17 protein-coding genes are annotated in these 19,118 nt (G+C 45.3%); 6 read left to right on the top strand and 11 right to left on the bottom strand.

Annotated elements, in window-relative coordinates; translation table 11 throughout:
* Positions 1 to 68: 68 nt before the first annotated feature.
* Positions 69 to 821: a DUF4469 domain-containing protein gene (locus tag NBH15_RS08350; protein WP_244050232.1), complete on the bottom strand. Its 753-nt coding sequence runs from the start codon at positions 819 to 821 to the stop codon at positions 69 to 71.
* Positions 822 to 1,090: 269 nt separating this feature from the next.
* On the opposite strand from NBH15_RS08350, the gene NBH15_RS08345 reads away from it, so the two are divergent.
* The 3 genes from NBH15_RS08345 (at position 1,091) to NBH15_RS08335 (ending at position 3,989) form a co-directional block, all read left to right on the top strand.
* On the top strand, positions 1,091 to 1,303 hold the full coding sequence (locus NBH15_RS08345; protein ID WP_244050231.1) for a hypothetical protein: 213 nt from the start codon (positions 1,091 to 1,093) through the stop codon (positions 1,301 to 1,303).
* Positions 1,304 to 1,392: 89 nt separating this feature from the next.
* Positions 1,393 to 3,219, top strand: a complete 1,827-nt coding sequence (locus NBH15_RS08340; RefSeq protein ID WP_250822436.1) for a helix-turn-helix domain-containing protein — start codon at positions 1,393 to 1,395, stop codon at positions 3,217 to 3,219.
* A gap of 41 nt (positions 3,220 to 3,260) precedes the next feature.
* Positions 3,261 to 3,989, top strand: a complete 729-nt coding sequence (locus tag NBH15_RS08335) for an inorganic diphosphatase (RefSeq protein WP_244050229.1) — start codon at positions 3,261 to 3,263, stop codon at positions 3,987 to 3,989.
* Between the two features lie 86 nt (positions 3,990 to 4,075).
* On the opposite strand, the gene NBH15_RS08330 is transcribed toward NBH15_RS08335, so the two are convergent.
* The 7 genes from NBH15_RS08330 to NBH15_RS08300 all read right to left on the bottom strand — a co-directional run bounded on the left by NBH15_RS08330 (position 4,076) and on the right by NBH15_RS08300 (position 11,601).
* The gene (locus NBH15_RS08330) at positions 4,076 to 4,942 is read right to left on the bottom strand and encodes a sugar phosphate isomerase/epimerase family protein (protein ID WP_046146578.1); all 867 of its coding nucleotides are present in this window, start codon (positions 4,940 to 4,942) and stop codon (positions 4,076 to 4,078) included.
* A gap of 97 nt (positions 4,943 to 5,039) precedes the next feature.
* Positions 5,040 to 6,293 carry an ABC transporter permease gene (locus NBH15_RS08325; protein ID WP_244050228.1) on the bottom strand — a complete coding sequence of 418 codons (1,254 nt, stop codon included), beginning with the start codon at positions 6,291 to 6,293 and terminating at the stop codon, positions 5,040 to 5,042.
* Positions 6,294 to 6,304: 11 nt separating this feature from the next.
* Complete coding sequence (locus NBH15_RS08320) at positions 6,305 to 7,483, bottom strand: ABC transporter permease (protein ID WP_244050227.1); 1,179 nt, start codon at positions 7,481 to 7,483, stop codon at positions 6,305 to 6,307.
* A complete protein-coding gene (locus NBH15_RS08315; protein WP_250822435.1) occupies positions 7,480 to 8,493 on the bottom strand; it encodes an HlyD family secretion protein in 1,014 nt (337 codons plus the stop codon). The genes NBH15_RS08320 and NBH15_RS08315 overlap by 4 nt, the downstream gene beginning before the upstream one ends.
* A 21-nt stretch (positions 8,494 to 8,514) precedes the next feature.
* Positions 8,515 to 9,906, bottom strand: coding sequence for a TolC family protein (locus NBH15_RS08310; protein ID WP_244050225.1), 1,392 nt, complete (start codon positions 9,904 to 9,906; stop codon positions 8,515 to 8,517).
* A gap of 192 nt (positions 9,907 to 10,098) precedes the next feature.
* Positions 10,099 to 10,692 (bottom strand): Crp/Fnr family transcriptional regulator, encoded by a 594-nt coding sequence (locus tag NBH15_RS08305; protein ID WP_195438187.1) that lies wholly within the window; start codon positions 10,690 to 10,692, stop codon positions 10,099 to 10,101.
* 3 nt (positions 10,693 to 10,695) lie between these two features.
* Entirely contained in the window at positions 10,696 to 11,601 is a 906-nt protein-coding gene (locus NBH15_RS08300) for a DUF8429 coiled-coil domain-containing protein (RefSeq protein WP_244050224.1), read from the bottom strand.
* 290 nt (positions 11,602 to 11,891) lie between these two features.
* Here NBH15_RS08300 and guaA (NBH15_RS08295) point away from each other — a divergent pair, with 290 nt between their 5' ends.
* Both guaA (NBH15_RS08295) and guaA (NBH15_RS08290) read left to right on the top strand, forming a co-directional pair.
* A complete protein-coding gene (gene guaA, locus NBH15_RS08295) occupies positions 11,892 to 13,412 on the top strand; it encodes a glutamine-hydrolyzing GMP synthase (protein ID WP_007657711.1) in 1,521 nt (506 codons plus the stop codon).
* 51 nt (positions 13,413 to 13,463) lie between these two features.
* On the top strand, positions 13,464 to 14,771 hold the full coding sequence (gene guaA / locus NBH15_RS08290) for a glutamine-hydrolyzing GMP synthase (protein ID WP_250822434.1): 1,308 nt from the start codon (positions 13,464 to 13,466) through the stop codon (positions 14,769 to 14,771).
* Between the two features lie 281 nt (positions 14,772 to 15,052).
* Here guaA (NBH15_RS08290) and NBH15_RS08285 read toward each other — a convergent pair whose 3' ends face one another.
* From NBH15_RS08285 to NBH15_RS08275, 3 genes are all read right to left on the bottom strand, one after another.
* Entirely contained in the window at positions 15,053 to 16,852 is a 1,800-nt protein-coding gene (locus tag NBH15_RS08285; protein WP_244050222.1) for a DEAD/DEAH box helicase family protein, read from the bottom strand.
* A 4-nt stretch (positions 16,853 to 16,856) separates the two neighbouring features.
* A complete protein-coding gene (locus NBH15_RS08280) occupies positions 16,857 to 17,237 on the bottom strand; it encodes an HU family DNA-binding protein (protein ID WP_007657701.1) in 381 nt (126 codons plus the stop codon).
* 276 nt (positions 17,238 to 17,513) lie between these two features.
* A complete protein-coding gene (locus tag NBH15_RS08275) occupies positions 17,514 to 18,425 on the bottom strand; it encodes a helix-turn-helix domain-containing protein (protein WP_128133791.1) in 912 nt (303 codons plus the stop codon).
* Positions 18,426 to 18,590: 165 nt separating this feature from the next.
* Here NBH15_RS08275 and NBH15_RS08270 point away from each other — a divergent pair, with 165 nt between their 5' ends.
* Positions 18,591 to 19,100, top strand: coding sequence for a transcriptional regulator (locus NBH15_RS08270; RefSeq protein ID WP_244050221.1), 510 nt, complete (start codon positions 18,591 to 18,593; stop codon positions 19,098 to 19,100).
* Positions 19,101 to 19,118 lie beyond the last annotated feature (18 nt).

Below are 19,118 nucleotides of genomic sequence, written 5' to 3'. Positions count from 1 at the left end.
TAGAGTTGACGCATGCCCTGCGTCAGAGCTAACGCCGGTATTGCGTCAACCCTAACGCAGGATGTGCGTCACTCTATCTCTGGACGATCATTGTCGTCTGCCGGTTTGCCTCCTACATAAATCAGGGTAGAGACGCTACGTGGGGCTTTCAAACCAACGTTGCCCTTGCTGTATTGTGTGGTAACAGTCAGCGTGTATTCGCCATCCGTAAGTGTACCCGGAAGAAGCAGTGTCAGTTCAGACGGCTTGTTGATCGTGATGTCGTCGTTGTCGATTTTCGTCACTTCGCCCTTGTCGTTGGTCAGGGTGACGCCTACCGACGGGTCGTCGCCCATGACCTTAAGCATCGCACCACGCACGAAGATGTTTTTGCCTGCCGTAGCGGATCCATCCTTACGTCCGGTCTTGCGGTCTTCAACTTCGAGGATATACATCACGTTCGCCTTCTCGCCGAGGATCGAGACGAGAGTTTCTTTGATGCCTTCGCGCATCTCCTGCCCTTGTGTGAGGGCAATGTAGACAGAGTTTTTCTCCGGATTCCACTTGCCTCCTTCGACCACTCCGAGGAACTTTGCCACAGCGTAGAACAGCCCGGTGTTAACCTGCTTGCCTTCAAGCAGGGCATCAAGCACGATGCGGTGGTAGAGGTCGACCACGTGGCGAAGCGTTTCGGGCTGCAGCCCCGTGTTGGCGTTGAACATCTTTTCGAGGATGTCTTCCTTGTTCATCGCGCCAGCCGATTCGAGCAGCAGGATCTTGTCTGTCTTGTTGTCGGCGGTGACCGCGTTGTCCGCCAACCAACCTTTCAAGGTGTGTTTCATACTGATGAAATAATTATGTGAATTAATAAATATTTTGCTTTTTCGTTGGCAGTTGTAAAAGTGGTGAAAGTGTCCGTAACAGATGTGACAAATAATCCCTTGGGGTGATAAATGTTCCCTCTAATAGCATTTTTTCGGGTACGGGGACTATTTGTCATGATATCCGTGACAATTTGCGCCAACCGTTCCGGCATAAGGTTGGCGGATGAAGAAACGTTTGTGTTCCTTTGCAGATGAGTATGGATTTATAGAACAAATAGCTTATGGGTATGATACAAATAACGGCGGGCGGGGGAATCCCCGAAACAGTCATTTTGAGTGCAGGCGAGGTCTTGTTGCTCGTGATCGTGTTTTTAGTCTTGATCGATATTATTTTCCTTTTGGTGATGAAATACAAATATGTTGTCGGACTGAAGAACCGCAAGCTGCGGGAGTTCATCGAGAAGTTGCTGCTGAGAAAAGATGTGAAAAGGGATGGGTGAAGTTGGTTAAACTATTGTTATATTTGTGCTCACTAAAATAGAGGCTTCACACAGATTTCGTGGAGGCACCCAATCGAATAAAATAGAAAATGAAACATAGATTTTATACATATTTAATCATCTTATTTGCCTTCTATCCGGTATATACTCTTCAGGCTATACCTTCGGCACAGCCTGAAGAGTATATACCGGATAGTTTGCTAACCGTCCAAGCGATACGAAACGCCGCCCTTTCTGATCCCGACCGGGCGTTGCTGTTGCTGAACGAGGCGGAAAAGAGGAAGTCGTTTCCGCAATACCAAATCGACTGGACACGGGCGCAGATCTACGGAGGCCCCAAGCGGATGGAACGCATGGCTGCAAAGTGGGGAAAGCGGGTGTTGGAAAACGACTCGGTGCTCAACAATCCCCAATACTACTTCAATATGTGCAAGAACCTGATCGAGTCGATGATCGCCACCCGCGACTACGAAGAGGCGATGAAATATGCCCGCTCGATGATTGACGTGATTGAGCGTTCGGGCAATTCGACTTCCAACCATCATAATGCCTATTGGGCGATAGCACGCGTCTACCGAGCGATGGGCGATCCGGGTGAGGCCTACACCTATATGAACGAGGCGATCCGTTTCTGCCGTGAACAAATAGACATCAAACGGAAACGGGAACATCCGATTGTCTCGGACGAATTAAAGCTACTGCTTTACAAACAGAACCTCGCGGACTGGCAACAGGAAGATGGGCGGACGGCAGATGCCCTGAAAACGACCCTCTCCATGCAGGAGGAAATCGAACGGCTGCGCCCGTTGAAAGGCGGCGCATTCCCGCATAAGATACCCGATGCCTCCTTCAAGGCAAAGGAAGGGATTATAGCCGGAAAATTAGCTTACCTCTACGTGCTGGCGGGGCAGGCCGGCAAAGGACGGGAATGGTTCGAAAAGTTGCAGGAGAACCCGTTGGCAGGTCGCAATCCGGACTTGGTCCGCCTGGAAATCGAGTACTACAAACATACGCACGAATATGGCAAACTGGTCGGAAAAGCCTATCGGCTGACTGATCCGGTGGCCTACGATGACAGCATTCACGAACAACGCAAGGAAGCGTGCCTGCTGTTGGCGGATGCCTACCGCCATTTAGGGAAGGAAGGCGAAGCGAACGCCTTCTATGAGACCGCCTTGTTGCTGGCAGACAGCCTGAACCGACGGGACAATGAGAACAACGCGCTCGAAATGGCGACCCTCTTGGAAACCCGCGAGAAGGAACGGCAGATCGAGCGGCAGGCAGAAGAGCTGAAATGGCACAGGACCTTAACTACAGTGGCTGGGGGAATACTTTTTCTTATCTGCGTTATATTCTTACTGGTCGTCCGCCATTCCCGTATTGTGGGGCGCAAGAACAAGCTGATGGCACAACAAATCGAGTTGTATCTTTCCTACCGAACAAAGTTAGATACGGCACAGTTACGAATCAACCAACAGGAAGAGATGTTGGCTAAACAAACCAAGGTAAATACAGACAGCAAAGAAGAGAAAGAAGAAAAATCTACCGCCACACTTGGGGACATAAACGAGGCCGACAGGCGTTCTTTCGAAGAGTTAGACCTGAAAATCCGTAATGAGCGGCTTTTCCTGGATCCCAATTTTTCGAGGGATATACTTCTTCAGTTGACGCCGGTCGGCAAAAATCGTATCTCGTCATTGTTACAAACGTTCACCGGAGAGAATTTCAATGGATATATCAATAGTTTGAGACTTGAATACTCTCTTTCCTTGCTGAAAAAATTCAACCATTACACGATCGAGGCAATCGCAATGGATTCTGGTTTCAACAATGTCCGTACTTACCAACGCCTTTTCCGGGACAAATATGGAATGACGCCGGCTGAGTACAAGAAGAGTTTGCAAGCGGAACGATAATTTTTGTACCTTCGTGCAGTGATATTTAAAACATGAACAGAATGATACAAGAAGCTATCAACCGTTATCTGCTTAGGACTAGGCAAAACTCTCTTTCTCCCAAAGCTGTACTTTTCGATATGGATGGTGTCTTATACGACTCCATGCGTTTTCATGCCCGTGCCTGGAACGAAACAGCGATACATCATCAGCTCCAGGCTAAAGAGGAAGACTTTTACCTGTTTGAAGGCCGTACCGGAGACAGTACAATCAACGAATTGTACCAACGTACCTTTCAGCGTGATGCGACCGATGAGGAAAAACGGGAACTATATAAAGAGAAAGCAACACTTTTCAATAAATATAATGATGGTAAAGCAATGACAGGCGCCGCAGAAGTACTGGCTGCCGTTAAAGCGACCGGACTACAAACATTAGTCGTGACCGGTTCCGGCCAGCACAGCCTGATTAACAAATTGGAACATACCTATCCCGGCTGTTTTACCCGCGAAAAGATGGTTACGGCTTTTGACGTAAAATACGGCAAACCTCATCCCGAACCTTATCTGATGGGATTGCAAAAAGCTGGAGTCCGTGCCAACGAAGCATTTGTCGTAGAAAACGCTCCGATGGGTGTTGAAGCCGGTGTTGCTGCGGGCATCTTCACGATTGCTGTCAATACCGGTCCCCTCCCCGACAAAGTGTTATTGGATGCAGGAGCCGATTTACTGTATCCGGATATGGCAAGCCTGGCAAAAGACTGGGATAATATTATGAGGTGTATAGGATAGATTCTATTTCCATATAAAAAACAAAGCGATACCTACAGATAAACCGTAAGTATCGCTTTTGCTATGAATAATTATCTTATAATCGTTTACTTTACATAATTCGCCTTGTTCAGGAAGTCGAAACTTTCTTTACAGCTGGCTACAGGATCATTGTTTGTATATTGTTCTACTTCAACGTACCAGTCTCTTACATTGTTTGCATACATCTGGTCGAAGATCGGTTTGAAGTCAATCTTACCGCTGGCACCGATTTCCATGTCATCCTTAATATGGATCGTCTTGAACTGGCTCGGACGGGATTTCAGATAGGCAACAGGATCTGCACCACCTTCTTTTACCCAATAAACGTCCATCTGGAAGAATACGTGATTCGGACTTACGTTATCCAACAGGAAGTCGTAAATCAACTTATCGTCGATTTTACGGAATTCGAAAGCATGGTTATGATAACCGAATGCGATACTGGCAGCGGCAGTCTTATAACCGACCGTATTGAAATAATCGCAATACATCTTCAAGTCATCCAAAGTAGTCTGATCGTTTACCGGCATCCAGGGCTGAACCATATATTTAACCCCTAATTCGTTGTGAGCGGCAATCGCCTTATCCCACCAACTCATTACTTCCGCTTCCTTTTCTTTAGTAAACTCCTGTCCCAGGTGGGCGCTGGTACATTTCATACCCAGGTCGTTACACATTTTCTTAAATTCAGCAGGAGCTAAACCATAAATTTTACCATTGTCATAACCGGCTGTTTCCAGATTGGTATATCCTATTTTAGACGCTGTTTCCAACACCTTTTGAATGCCTTCATCTTTTACAAGGTCTCTCAAAGAATATAACTGTAAACCGATATGTTTCTTTTCGGCACAAGAAGATAACAACTGAGGTGCAACTAAACCTCCTGCAAGCAACATTGAGGCTTGCTTTAAAAAGTCACGTCTGTTCTGCATAGTACTAAAAATTAAGTTTGATTGAGAATTTGTACAAAAGTAAGACTATATTCGATGGATTCTAACATTATTTCGTTAAAATCAATGAAAAGATAAATTACTTTTGCCTTAACATTCGCTGCATCTTCATGTATCGATATTGTTTTATGATCAATTTTCGGCTACGCATAATCTGATACCTGTAAATAGCACAGGCTGTAATAAAATAGATACCGGCCTGTATCCAAAGCGTATGGTATTCGTGAGCCACTTCATTCAAGGAGGCTCCTGCCGTATTGATACGGATAAATCCCTGTATTCCCGGTGTGGAGGGGAACAGATAACCGACCGCTTTCCAGAACGGAGGTATTGCCTCTTTAGGCCAGGACACGCCGGAGATAAACAACAGAATGACCGAAGTAAAGACAAAGACCAGCATCGGCGACTCACGGCTTGTCATAAAACCGGACAAAGTCATCGACAAAAAGATGGACGCGAACAGATAAGGCAGAACAAACAACATAACAGTCCACGGCTCTCCCACCTGCGGCAAAGAGAACAATTTCGGAACCACAGCCAATGCCCAAATACAAACAACTACATATAATAATATATAGGTAAGCGACTTGCCAAACACGATACGCAACGTCCCGTTAAAATGACGGCTTACCGGAACCAGGCTGTGGAAACGGTTCTTTTCGCGTGCCGTTCCTCCCAACATACCGATACCCAGAATAAGCGTCTGCTGGATAACCAGAATAAGGATAGCCGGCACAAGGAAGCTGGCAAACCCGTTCTGCGAATTGAACAAGGCTACCGATTCATACGGAATAGGATTGATCGTTATCTTTTCCTGTTCTATCGTCGACGACGGATTATTCTGCGCCCGCAGTTCTTTTCCTATCTCGAGCGAAACTTCAGTCGTTGCCAACAAGAAGGCTTTATAAAACAACAAAGCACTCATATCACAATAAAGCGAAACTGTCGCCTGCTTTCCTTTATGTATATTTTTGCTGAACTCACTGGGGAAATACAGGATTCCGTATGCTTCTTTCGCATCCATCATCCGTTTTGCCTCTTCCATATCCGAACAGACGGCAACAACCTTTACATCTGCCGTTGCATCTACTTTACGGATATATTCGCGACTCAGATAAGAATCCGACTGGTCCACCACCACCATCTTGGCATTGTGAACCACCTCATTATTATAGATAAACGCATACAAAAGCGGATAGATGAATGGGACCAGGAAGAAAAAGATCATGACTCCCGAATCCTTGAAGACGTTCTTCAATTCATCCTTCCAGATAAAAAAGGTATCCAGTATACCTTCTTTGATTATATATCGTAAACGATGTTCTCTTTTCATTACTTTCAGTTTTACGGAATATACTTAAAGTACAGCAACGCATTCTTCAGGTTCTTTCCTATCAAGAACGGTAAGATAAGGAAGCCAGCCAACCAGACATATTCACTCCATGAATAGAACAAATCCCTACCGTTCAACGCCTGATCCACATAAATCAGAAAATAGTGACGAAGCGGGAACAGGTCGCTCAATGCCTGCAAAGTCGGATCCATCCCTAACACGGGAAAAGAAAATCCAACAATAGAGAAAGCAATCATACCGAACAAACTGGCAAAACTCAATCCCAGACGCAAAGTTGGCAACACACCGATCATAAACACACCGACAGCCTGCGAAGCCAGCACCAACAGGATCATTGCCGATATCATCGGCATCCAACCACTATTTAGCGGGAAAGCATTGAAACCGTACAAAGCGGCACAACACATCAACGCCACAATGATGAAAATAACAGTTTGCGGGAGTAACTTTCCCAGCAGACTGGTCATCAATGAATTCCCTCCCGTCTGCAACCACTGGCGGGCGGTCGAATATTTTATCTCTGTACCGATGCTGAACACCGTCACCAGGAAGATCATCAACTGAAGCACGCCCGGCAAAATCGTATTATTCAGATAGACGGAATAGTTCAGCCAGGGATTACCGATCGCATGAGTATCCACTACTACCGGCTGAAGCTGTCCCATAATCTGGTCGGTCGTATATCCTTTCGCCAGTCCGGTCTGCAAGCCGACCGAAGCGCCAGCCAAGACAGAGATGGTCTTCATATCCCTGAAAAGCAGGGAGGCTGCAATCAGATAAGTACCGTTCGTATAGAAAGACAATGTAGGTTGTTTTCCCGTTGTTGCCTCCACTGCAAAGTTCTTCGGTATATAAAAAATACCGTATATGTTTCCTTTTTGCATCTCCCGGCGTGCATCATCGAACGTAGCGGTCTTATAAACAACCTCCGTCTGTTCAAAAGCATCCAACTGCCGGATCAGGTTACGGGAAGTGGCTGAACCATCCATATCGACCACGGCAATCGGCAGATTGGTTGGCAAGCCATCTTGCATCAGTGACAGGAAGAAGACGACACAGAGAGCCGGAGCGATCAGCATACAGAAGAAATAGATCGGCTTCGATGTCAGCCGGTGTATCTCCCGCTTCGCCACATTCCAGATACTATGTAAACTCTGCTTCAATGTCATAATATTTCGTTTCCTTTTTTCTTCATTACGACAGACATTCCGGGACGTAAGTCTGCTATTTTTTCCAGCGGACGGGCACGGACTTCAAAGGTCTTCGAATCGAATTGTCCGGTTGTCTTTGTAGCTTTCCAGGCAGCATACGAACCCATGTCCTTCATATAATATACTTTCAGCTTTACCGGCTTATTGTCGAGTGCCGGAATAAAAGCATTCAGTTCGGAACCGATCTTGATATCCTTCAACAGGTCTTCACGAACACTGAATGACACCCACATATCGTTCAGGTCAGTGATATTCATAATCGGCGCACCGGTACCGACCAATTCTCCCACCTGTGGGAAACGCTCGGATACCTCTCCGTCGATAGGTGAAACCAAAGCCGACTCTTTCAAATAAGATTCCACTTCGGCAACAGCACCGCCGGCCTGTTGAACCAGGGCAGCCGCAGCAGCCTTATCTTCCGAACGGGCACCATCCCGAGCCATATCATACTGCGACTTAGCCGCTTTTTCGGTAGCGACCATCGCTTTATAGTTTGCCTCAGCCTCATCTCTTTTCTGAGCAGACATGACTCCCTTATCATATAAGTTCTGAACACGGGTATATGATTTTTGGGCAATCTCCAAACCGGCTTGTGCCTTCTGCCACATCTCGTAAGCTCCGGCTATTTCCTGTGCACGGGCTCCTTTGATCGCTTTGGCATTCTGTGCTTCGGCAGCCTTTTGAACGGCTTCCGCCTGTTGCAGTTTTGCCAAGACTTCCGGAGTATTCAGATACACCAATGTATCACCGGCTTTCACCTTATCTCCTTCATCAAAACGATACATTTCGATTCGTCCGGGTACTTTTCCGGAAATACGAACCTGATTAGCTTCAGCCTGCCCCATAATAATATCGTCGGGAGGAGTAAGCAAAAAGAAACCGGTCAATGCGACTAATCCAATCACGACCAATACCGTGATAAATGCCAACATCATGTTGCTGATCGAAAACTTTTTATTCTCGTTCATCTTTGTATATTTTTATTGTTATTACTTCTGTTTATCTATCGACAGTTTACCCATTGCCTTCGACAGGTAAACTTCCGTTAATTTCACTTCTATCTGAGCGTCAATCAGACTGGAACGTGCCGATACCCAAGCCGTCTGAGCTTCCATCAGGTTTAAAGCCGGAATAACACCTTCCTCAAAACCGAGATTGGCATGACGAAGATTTTCCTCCGCATTCTCCATATTCCGTGAAGAAGCGGTCAGTTTCTTATTGGCTTCATTCACCTTATAAACGGATTGGTTTACCTGCAACTCGACCTTTTCACGGGCTTCCATCAGTTGCAACATCTGGATACGTGTCTCAGCACGGGCGGAGTTCCTTTTATAAGTACCCTCCCACCAACCGGACAAAGGTACTTTCATCATCACACCGATATTAAACATTCCGGCAAATTCATTCTTAAAACCGTTGAAAGCATTCGGGTTCGTTACCAGATAGTTTGCCGACAAAGCCACATTGGGTAACATGTCCGCCAAGACTATCCGTTCTTTCTTCTGATAAATCTTAGCTGCCAGTTCCAGGCTTTTCAGCTCATCGCGGTTAGCAAACGCTTCATTCACATTTGCGGTAGCGTCACTGGAATGGACAGGGAAGTTCTCTATATTTTCATCTGCCAGCACCAAAGGTTCATCCAATGGCAAACCGCAAATCTGGGAGAGCAGCATACGCGACAAAGCCAGACCGTTATCCACTTTCGTCTGCGCCATTTCCGCCTCATTCAGTTTTACCTTTACCGACAGTCCGTCTGCCTGGGTGGCAACTCCTTCGGCAATCATGGCTGTCACGTCACTGTCCATCTTCCGGAGTAACCCGACATACGCGTCGGCCAACTTTTTCTTATTGACCAGCGAAATCACCTGCCAGTAAGTTTCATCGGTTTTATAAATGACTTCCTGCAACTGGAGGTCGTTCATCGATTCGGCCAATTCACGGGCATATTTGGTAATCTGATTATAGGAGACAATCTTTCCTCCCATAAAGACCGGTTGAACCAGCGAAACGCCTCCCACCCAGATATTCTGCACATCCAGATGCTGCACATCGTCAATTCCTCCCATTAATTGTCCGAAAACAGGAAGTTGGGCAAGCGGTCCCAGGGCGGAACCGAGTTTGGCACTCAAAGCGTCCATATCCAGCAGATTGATATCTTTCTGATTCCACATATATCCTCCCATGGCAGAAAGCTGCGGAAAATATTTAGTAAAAGCCGCTTTGCGTTCTTCATTGGCCGCCTTTACCTTTTCGCCGGACATCTGTAATTCCTTATTATTCTGAATAGCTAAGTTTCGACATTCTTCCAATGTCAAAGTCTGTTGGGAACTTGCATAACCAGAACAGACCAACAATCCTACTAATACAATAATCCGTTTCATCTTTTTATTGTTTTTTCATCCGGAGACTTTATTTTAACCACTAAAACAACTTATCACCTTTATCTAAATAAAAAACAACCGGTTATCTCCTATTGTTTATATTCGACAAAACTATATTCTTCGTACACAAACAAAAGTACGATTTATCGGTGCAAAAGTACTGGTTTAGTTTAAATATAAAATTGAATTAATTCAATTAAAGATGCGCTTTTTCAGCTTGCAGTACCAGGCATTGCTGATTCCCATATATTGGGCAATATATTTGTCGGGAACACGCTGCATAATCCACATATAGTGATTGTAAAGGTATTTGATAAATTCTTCAGCCGTACACGACTGGCGGATGGCAAACATAGAATAAAGTTTTGATATGATAGTCAGCATCGCATTCTGGTAATACGATGCAAATAACGGATAACGCAGAGAAAGGTCTTCGATATGGGTACGTGATAGCCTTAGCAGTTCGCCGGCTTCGAGCGCCTTAATCTCGAACTCGGAAGGCGCCTGGGTAAAATAACCGATAGCGGACAGGAAAGGATATTGATAGTCGGATGAAAAACCGGTTACGCATTCATCGCCTTTTTCGCTTACATATAAATTAATGAATAGTCCTTTATTGATGAAGTAGGCATCCTGACAAATCTCACCGGTACGAAGCAGGTAATCCCCTTTATCGACAGCAACCACTGTAGTGATATTCTTCAGTTCACTCACAAAAACTTCGTCGCGGGCCAGAGATTCCGGGAGATCCGCTAAAAGCTTCGCTAAGTGGCCATCTGTTTCCATTCGTTAATCTTCCAACGTGAAGTTTCTCTTTCCGATCAGGTTTCCGTCAATAAAAATATCTACACGGTAAGTTCCCGGAGAAAGGAATTCTTCGATATCCCAATACATGGTAACGGGATATTCTTCCCCGTCATATTCGATCAGTTTCTTCATCGAGTAGTTGATATCCTTTCCTTCAAAGGGGAAAACATCGGCACGGCTCTTTACCAGCACATCATCGTCCGGCTTCATAATACGTACATATACAGTCTTCTCACCAACGGGAGCAGTAATATTCTTGGCGATGCGGAAATCGACTACGAAACGTTCCATACGTTTGATCTTCTTTGCCAGCTTTCCACGCGAATTGACCGGAGTAACCGTGATGCCGGTAGCATCCAAGCGGCTTGCAATAGTAACGCGTTCTGCCAACTTTTCTTTTTCTTTCTTCAGGGTAGCAGCTTGTGATGTGGCACGCTGGTATTTCTGAACGGCTTCTTTCTTTTCTACCTGCAACTGTTCGTTCGCTCGGTTCAAAGAGTCGATCTGAACGACATAATTACGCATGATCTTACGAAGCGTTTCCAGTTCTTTCTTCAAACGGGCAATTTCTTTGGTATTTGTCGCCTTCACCGTACGGAGTTCTTCCATCAGGCGCTGAACCTTTGCCTGCTCTGTAGATAACAAATTCATCAGGGAATCATTGCCTACATTGAACTGGTATCCCTCATATTGCATAGAGAGTTCATTAAACTCATCTTCAAGCGTTTGCTTATCCAGGTCATAAGCCTCAACCAAATCATTCATCTGCTGTTTCTGCTGATAAATATAGTAACCTGCACCAGCGATAATCAGTATCAACACGACTACCGCCATGATTAATAATGAGAGTTTATTTATTTCCTTCGTTTCTTTCTTTTCTGTATCCATACGGTTCCTTCTAAAAATGAACGTACAAAGGTAATGTTTAATCAGATGTATTAAAACATATCCTGTCTGTTTATACATTTTTTAAGAACTAAATCATTCTTTTCAACCAATATGATGCCATTATAGTTTCATATCAGAGAAACAAAGATTCTATCTAATTGAAACTTTTGTGAAATCATAAGAAATATATTGAAATCGTCCGGCAGATTCACCTTTATATAGAAAACGCCTTACCAATTTTCTAAATAAAATTACTACCTTTGCGCCACTCAATTAAATAATAACACTGCATGCACGAGAAACTTATTATTCTTGATTTCGGCTCGCAAACAACTCAATTGATTGGCCGCAGGGTCAGAGAGTTAAACATGTATTGCGAGATCCTTCCCTACAACAAATTTCCGCATGATGCAACCGATGTGAAAGGGGTAATCCTTTCAGGAAGTCCTTACTCTGTTTACGATGAAAATGCTTTCAAGGCAGACCTGAGCGAGATTCGTGGAAAGTATCCGGTTTTAGGTATTTGTTACGGGGCTCAGTTTCTGGCTTATACATCCGGAGGCAATGTAGAACCGGCCAACTCACGTGAATACGGACGAGCCAATCTATCCTACATTAATAATGAAGATCCTCTATTGAAAGGCATCGACACCGGCTCTCAGATCTGGATGTCTCATGGAGATACAATCACTGTATTGCCGGATAACTTCAAAGTGATCGCCAGCACCGACGATGTAAAAGCGGCAGCTTATCATGTAGAAGGCGAACAGACCTGGGGCGTACAGTTCCATCCGGAAGTATTCCACTCTACAGACGGTACAAAGTTATTAGACAATTTCCTGAATATCTGCGGATGCGCCAAAGACTGGACACCGGCTTCTTTCATCGAATCGACGGTTGCAGAACTGAAAGAGCAATTGGGTGACGATAAAGTGATTCTGGCCTTATCGGGTGGCGTAGACTCTTCCGTTACAGCTGTATTGCTGAACAAGGCAATCGGCAAAAACCTGACCTGTATCTTCGTAGACCACGGTTTGCTGCGTAAGAATGAGTTCGAAAACGTAATGAAAGATTACGAACACCTGGGGTTGAACGTGATCGGAGTAAACGCAAAAGATAAATTCTATAAAGCATTAGCGGGAGTTACCGAGCCGGAACAAAAACGTAAGATCATCGGCAAAGGTTTCATCGACGTGTTCGACGAAGAAGCTCATAAGCTGAAAGATATCAAATGGCTGGGACAAGGTACGATCTATCCGGACGTTATCGAGTCTTTATCCATCACCGGAACAGTCATCAAAAGTCATCATAATGTAGGCGGACTGCCTGATACGATGAAACTGCAACTGGTTGAACCGCTTCGCCTTCTCTTCAAAGACGAAGTTCGTCGTGTTGGTATCGAACTGGGCATGCAGCCGCATCTGATCAAACGCCATCCGTTCCCCGGTCCTGGTCTGGGTATCCGTATCTTAGGCGATATCACGCCGGAAAAAGTACGTATCCTTCAGGATGCCGATGATATTTATATGTCGCTGATGCGCGAATGGGGTTTATACGACAAGATCTGGCAAGCCGGAGTCATCCTGCTTCCTATCCAATCGGTCGGTGTTATGGGTGACGAACGTACCTATGAAAATACCGTTGCCCTGCGTGCCGTAACTTCTACCGATGCCATGACAGCCGACTGGGCACAACTGCCTTACGAATTCCTGGCAAAAGTATCCAACGAGATCATCAATAAGGTAAAAGGTGTGAACCGTGTTGTGTACGACATCAGTTCCAAGCCACCTGCAACTATAGAGTGGGAATAAAAATCACAAGAAGGATAATCTAATTAACTTAATAATTTTAGGAGGAATACGATGAAACAAGATATGATCGTTATTTTAGACCTGGGAAGTCATGAAAATACGGTATTGGCAAGAGCAATCCGTGCATTGGGTGTTTACAGTGAAATTTATCCTCACGACATCACAGTAGAGGAACTGAAAGCACTGCCGAACGTAAAAGGTATCATCATCAACGGTGGTCCGAACAATGTGATCGACGGTATTGCCATCGATGTAAATCCGGGTATTTACTCGCTGGGTATCCCCGTAATGGCTGCCGGCCACGACAAAGCATTATGTGAAGTAAAACTGGGTGAATTCACCGACGATATAGAAGCTATCAAAGCGGCTGTGAAATCTTTCGTTTTCGACACCTGCAAAGCGGAAGCAAACTGGAATATGACAAACTTTGTCAACGACCAGATCGAACTTGTCAGACGTCAGGTAGGCGATAGAAAAGTCCTGTTGGCCCTGTCAGGCGGAGTTGACAGTTCTGTTGTGGCTGCCTTGCTTCTGAAAGCGATCGGCGATAAACTGGTTTGCGTACATGTAAACCATGGTCTGATGCGTAAAGGTGAATCGGAAGATGTAGTGGAAGTATTCAAAAATCAGTTGAATGCGAACCTGATATATAAAGATGTTACCGACCGTTTCCTGGATAAACTGGCAGGAGTTGCCGATCCGGAAGAAAAACGCAAGATTATCGGTGGCGAATTTATCCGTGTATTCGAAGAGGAAGCTCGTAAACTGGATGGTATCGATTTCTTAGCACAAGGTACGATCTATCCGGATATCGTGGAAAGCGGAACAAAGACTGCCAAGATGGTAAAATCTCATCACAACGTAGGCGGTCTGCCCGAAGACCTGAAGTTCGAACTGGTTGAACCGCTGCGTCAGTTATTCAAAGACGAGGTTCGTGCCTGCGGTCTGGAACTGGGCTTGCCTTATGAAATGGTTTACCGTCAGCCGTTCCCTGGTCCCGGACTGGGTGTACGTTGTCTGGGAGCTATCACCCGTGACAGACTGGAAGCCGTTCGTGAAGCTGATGCCATCTTACGCGAAGAGTTCCAGCTTGCCGGACTGGACAAGAAGGTATGGCAGTATTTCACTGTTGTTCCTGATTTCAAATCGGTTGGCGTACGGGATAATGCCCGTTCTTTCGACTGGCCTGTTATCATCCGCGCTGTCAACACCGTAGACGCCATGACAGCCACCATCGAACCGGTAGACTGGCCTATCCTGATGAAGATCACGGACCGTATCCTGAAAGAAGTAAAGAACGTAAACCGCGTTTGCTACGACATGTCTCCGAAACCCAATGCGACTATTGAGTGGGAATAAGATATAGGATTTAATAATATGAAAAGGAGTTGTGTCAAGGGATGTAACTCCTTTTTATATTATTTATAACAACCTTCCTCCTCTACAGGAAACTATTAAACGAATATTATCCGATATAGACAATCATTCATAGCCCTGGAATGACAAATATATTTTCTTTGTTTTATAGGGGGCAGCAAAAAGTTTGTCACCGATGATTATCATACTCCAAAACAGAAACGCCCTTACAACCGGGGTAAAAAAGTAGTAACTTTCGACCTTTTGTTTGTCACCATTAACATTTATTTCTTTTTGACGATCCGTATATAACGGATAGAATTTGTACGTTCCTCCTTTAATTCGAAATACTCTTTGAGAACCGTTGTATTCACCCGTTTATTAACAGGTAATCCCACTTTACGATAAGCGGCCGTTAGGATTACGGACATATCAGATCCTACATAGACTTCTCCCACCCGGAACTGCTTCTCCACTATCTCCTTCATTTGCTGCTTTTTACGAAAGACAGTGGTGCCGGCTTCCTCTACTGCCCGTTTGATTTCGCTGTCTTTGAAGTCGACGCTCCGGATATAATCGGCACCTTTGCGGAGATAACATTCATGGAACATGCAATCGTATTCGGAAGAAAGGATACGCGCCAGGTAACGGCTGTAACGGTCCTGGTCTTTCTCGTCGGGAGAAAAACGCAGGTAAGCGATCCGTTCGAACTGCTCGAGGAGAAATATACGACGCTGTTTACGACTGGTCTGCCGATGACGTGCCAAACGGTCGTTGTCGGTCAACGGATATTGTTTGTCTTCATGCGTCACCTCAAAAAACGGGACATCCCGGTAGGCATTGAACAAACTGTCCGCCGAGCGGTACAAGCTCTTTACCCGTTCCTGCTCACGGAAATTATCCTGCCGGAAATAATTATCCTTTCCATTCTGATAGACATACTGCTGATAGGTAAGATTGACGGCTGCCTCCATATACGTCTCCCGGTATCCGCGCCGCTTATCCTTTTTACTCTTTTCCCTGATCTCCGTCATGGCCAGCCGGGCACTCTCCAGCCACTCGTCTACCTCCGACGCATTCATTGCCTCCAGCGACGGCTTGATACTGGTTATATGCGTCAGGCTGCGAAAACCGTTACGGAAACGGCCGGCTATCTGTATCGCTTCCGTCCGCGGATCGATCACCGACTGCTCCGCTCCGTAAAGGTCGGAAAGCAGGATGATATCCGGCTTACATCGCACATCGATATCGACTGCCGAAAAGAAACGGCTGGTGAAGAAGTTATACCGTTTCAACTCTTCGATCCGGTCGTGCATGCTCCGGTCTTTTACATGCCTCAGCTTCGCAATGCCCTGGGTACTGCAAAAAGTAGCAGAGTTTTGCAACTCCGCCATATCCTTATAAAGCGATTCGATCGTATCGATGGAATTGACGAAGATACAAACTTTACTTTTACATTCGGGCAGCACTTCCGCCAACGCTTCCACCACATTATTGGTCGTAATCAGACGGAGCGGCTTGCGATACGGATAAGCCGGCTCGATACGTAGTTCGGTGAAACCATGTTCCTCAAACCTCGGATCGCGGGGCAGGATCGGCGTGGCACTGACAAATGCCATCTGCCGGAAAAGAAAAAAGTCGTCGAGCGGCGCCTCTATCGTCTCGCGGAAATCGTTATCCTGGATAATCTTCTCGCATTCGTCGAACAACATGAAAAAGTCCTTATACATATCGACACCTTCATCCTCCATCGCCTGCTTTACCTTCCAGAAACTTTCGGGCGTCACCATGATCTTGCAGCAGCCGGGATATTTGCGGATATGGCGCGCCACCTCATCAGTCTTGACACCGCGGTAAATACCCAGCAGGTTCTTATGTTTCTCCATCTTCCCGACGATCACCGGCACGTTCGGTTCGATAATAATAGAGGAACGGGGAGACATGATCTCGCAATAGGTAGCTCCCAATCCGGGCAATACCTTGTTCAGTATCACCCGTGTCGGTATATTTTCTTTTCCGTGGCGACGAAGGGCATCCGACAGATACTCCCCTTTCCGGATATCCAGTTTAACGGTACGTATCATCACATTATTCCCTTTCAAATTGTACGGACCTCAGGCGTTGCATGAGTTCGGGTGAAACTTTAAACACGACATCTTTCACGGAGATAGATCCGGCACGTATCTCTTTGGGATCTTTCACCAGCCTCGACTGTGCCGTCAAAGTAAATGTTCCCAGTCCGCTGATCGACACGCTGTTGCCGTCTTCCAGCAGGCTGATGATTCCTTCTTTGATTTGTTCGATTGCTCCGAGCATGGCGGCACTGCGGAATCCATGATCACCGGTCACATAAGAAGCCAATCCTTTTGAATCGACATTGTCCGAACGGATCACCTGCGGATAGAAACCATCTTCGATATCTTTGGAGAGATTGGTCGGGCGTTTGCGTAGTCTATATTTTACAGCCATTGTTTTGTATTGCTTAAGGTTACTTTTCCAAAGATAGGATATATAATCGAGAAAAAGGCGGTTCCCGACAATTAGTTATGAAAAAAGGCGGCTATCCGAATTGTCATCCCGGTGACAATGAAATATCATCGGGATGATGTTGGAACGTCACCGAGGTGACAGTTTGCAAAAGTAATAGGCTTTGCCGTTAAAGTATTAAGCTTTTGGGGTTAGATACTATTGCTTTTGAGGTTAAGGGTTATAGGGAACTCTCCGTACCTCTTCTATCCATAAAACTCAAGACAATACCTTAGCCGATGTCCTATACTCATTCGGTGAACATCCGATAACCCGTTTGAAGGCTTTGCTGAAATATTGGGGATATTGATAACCCAACGCATAAGCAACGTCACTGATCGACTTGGACGGATCGGCTAATAGTTCTTTTGCAACAGCCATTGTTTTTACCAAAATATATTCCTGGGCGGACGTTCCGGTTTCTTTCTTGATTAAGTCACCGAAATAATTAGCAGACAAATGCAACTGATCCGCACAATAAGCAACGGTAGGAGTTCCTATGGATAAAGGTTTTCCGGACGTAAAATAGTCATTCAGTAACTTTTCGAAATCGGTCAACGTATCTTTATTTGCCTTCTTACGAGTGATGAATTGCCGGTCATAGAACCTGACACAATAGTTAAGCAACAACTCGATGGCCGAAGAAATAATTAAATTGCTGTGTTTGTCCTTCGCCTCCCTGATCTCCTCGTCGATCTTCATCATGCAATCTATTATGGTCTGGCGTTCCTGCTTTGAGAGATGCAACGCTTCATTTACGGCGTAGGAAAAGAAAGTGTAGTCCTGCATATGATGTCCGAGATGTGTGCCGTGCAATAATTCGGGCTGAAAGGTCAGCCACCATCCCATTGGCTGAAATTCTTCTCCTGTATCGTCATTGCCGATCACTTGTCCGGGAGCTGCAAACACCAGGGTATTTTCTTGAAAATCATAATAATTCCTTCCGTATTTGATCTGATCGGCACATTGAATATCTTTCAGGTAAACGACGTAAAAACCAATATTCTTACGTACATGACGTAACGGACTGATCTTTGACGCATCGATCACACTGACCAACGGATGCGGTGTTTCGATACCCAGAAAGTCATTATAGTCTTTAACCGTATTCAGTTTTATGATTTTATCCATGCCGGTTCGTGATTTATGTTTTCGACAAATGTAATAAATATCTGTGAGTTATAAGATCCGATCAGTAATAATTATACGTATATCCGTAATTCGTATCATATAGAATCTTTTCGGACACGGTAATTTTGTAGTATGCTAAATAATAATTAAATGACAACAGAATAAATGAATAATAGGGAACTTATGACGATCGATCAGTTTAACAAATTGACGGGGCGGGAAACCTTGCATCCGTTGATTAGTATAATTGATCTGTCGAACGCAAATCTGAACCGCGATATTCGTATGACGTGTGATTTTTACGGACTTTTGTATTATGTAACGTTAGACGGAAATCAATATTCCGGAAAAGACAAACTCCGCCTCATTCATCCCGGAGAAATGGTAGAAATCCCATCGCTCGAACATCGTTCGACCAATGGCTATACGGGTATTATATTCCATCCCGATCTATTATATGAGACATCATTAGAGGGACGTATCGATAGTTATCCGACACGTTGCCGCTGCCGGGGACCGCTATCAGAACATGAGCAACAGATCATATCGGACAGTCTCCAAAAGATCAGGGCTGAATTGCATCATGCCATCGACCGCCACAGCGCATCGATCATCGCTTCGCATATCGAGTTGCTACTCAATTACTGCGTGCGCTTTTGTAATCAGGCAAACTAGACACATTTACTCATATCA

The organism is Parabacteroides caeci, assembly GCF_023656795.1.
In the GTDB taxonomy this organism is placed as follows: Bacteria; Bacteroidota; Bacteroidia; order Bacteroidales; family Tannerellaceae; genus Parabacteroides; species Parabacteroides segnis.
Note: the sequence above shows the minus strand (reverse complement) of the source record. Positions and strands in the feature narration are given on the sequence as shown.

What these genes read in the sequence shown, in the direction of transcription:
- NBH15_RS08325 (WP_244050228.1), bottom strand. Translation starts at nt 6,293, where the DNA reads ATGAAAAGAGAACATCGTTTACGATATATAATCAAAGAAGGTATACTG.
- NBH15_RS08300 (WP_244050224.1), bottom strand. Translation starts at nt 11,601, where the DNA reads ATGGATACAGAAAAGAAAGAAACGAAGGAAATAAATAAACTCTCATTA.
- NBH15_RS08320 (WP_244050227.1), bottom strand. Translation starts at nt 7,483, where the DNA reads ATGACATTGAAGCAGAGTTTACATAGTATCTGGAATGTGGCGAAGCGG.
- NBH15_RS08310 (WP_244050225.1), bottom strand. Translation starts at nt 9,906, where the DNA reads ATGAAACGGATTATTGTATTAGTAGGATTGTTGGTCTGTTCTGGTTAT.
- NBH15_RS08275 (WP_128133791.1), bottom strand. Translation starts at nt 18,425, where the DNA reads ATGGATAAAATCATAAAACTGAATACGGTTAAAGACTATAATGACTTT.
- NBH15_RS08350 (WP_244050232.1), bottom strand. Translation starts at nt 821, where the DNA reads ATGAAACACACCTTGAAAGGTTGGTTGGCGGACAACGCGGTCACCGCC.
- NBH15_RS08345 (WP_244050231.1), top strand. Translation starts at nt 1,091, where the DNA reads ATGATACAAATAACGGCGGGCGGGGGAATCCCCGAAACAGTCATTTTG.
- NBH15_RS08340 (WP_250822436.1), top strand. Translation starts at nt 1,393, where the DNA reads ATGAAACATAGATTTTATACATATTTAATCATCTTATTTGCCTTCTAT.
- NBH15_RS08280 (WP_007657701.1), bottom strand. Translation starts at nt 17,237, where the DNA reads ATGGCTGTAAAATATAGACTACGCAAACGCCCGACCAATCTCTCCAAA.
- NBH15_RS08270 (WP_244050221.1), top strand. Translation starts at nt 18,591, where the DNA reads ATGAATAATAGGGAACTTATGACGATCGATCAGTTTAACAAATTGACG.
- guaA (WP_007657711.1), top strand. Translation starts at nt 11,892, where the DNA reads ATGCACGAGAAACTTATTATTCTTGATTTCGGCTCGCAAACAACTCAA.
- NBH15_RS08335 (WP_244050229.1), top strand. Translation starts at nt 3,261, where the DNA reads ATGATACAAGAAGCTATCAACCGTTATCTGCTTAGGACTAGGCAAAAC.
- NBH15_RS08330 (WP_046146578.1), bottom strand. Translation starts at nt 4,942, where the DNA reads ATGCAGAACAGACGTGACTTTTTAAAGCAAGCCTCAATGTTGCTTGCA.
- NBH15_RS08285 (WP_244050222.1), bottom strand. Translation starts at nt 16,852, where the DNA reads ATGATACGTACCGTTAAACTGGATATCCGGAAAGGGGAGTATCTGTCG.
- NBH15_RS08305 (WP_195438187.1), bottom strand. Translation starts at nt 10,692, where the DNA reads ATGGAAACAGATGGCCACTTAGCGAAGCTTTTAGCGGATCTCCCGGAA.
- NBH15_RS08315 (WP_250822435.1), bottom strand. Translation starts at nt 8,493, where the DNA reads ATGAACGAGAATAAAAAGTTTTCGATCAGCAACATGATGTTGGCATTT.
- guaA (WP_250822434.1), top strand. Translation starts at nt 13,464, where the DNA reads ATGAAACAAGATATGATCGTTATTTTAGACCTGGGAAGTCATGAAAAT.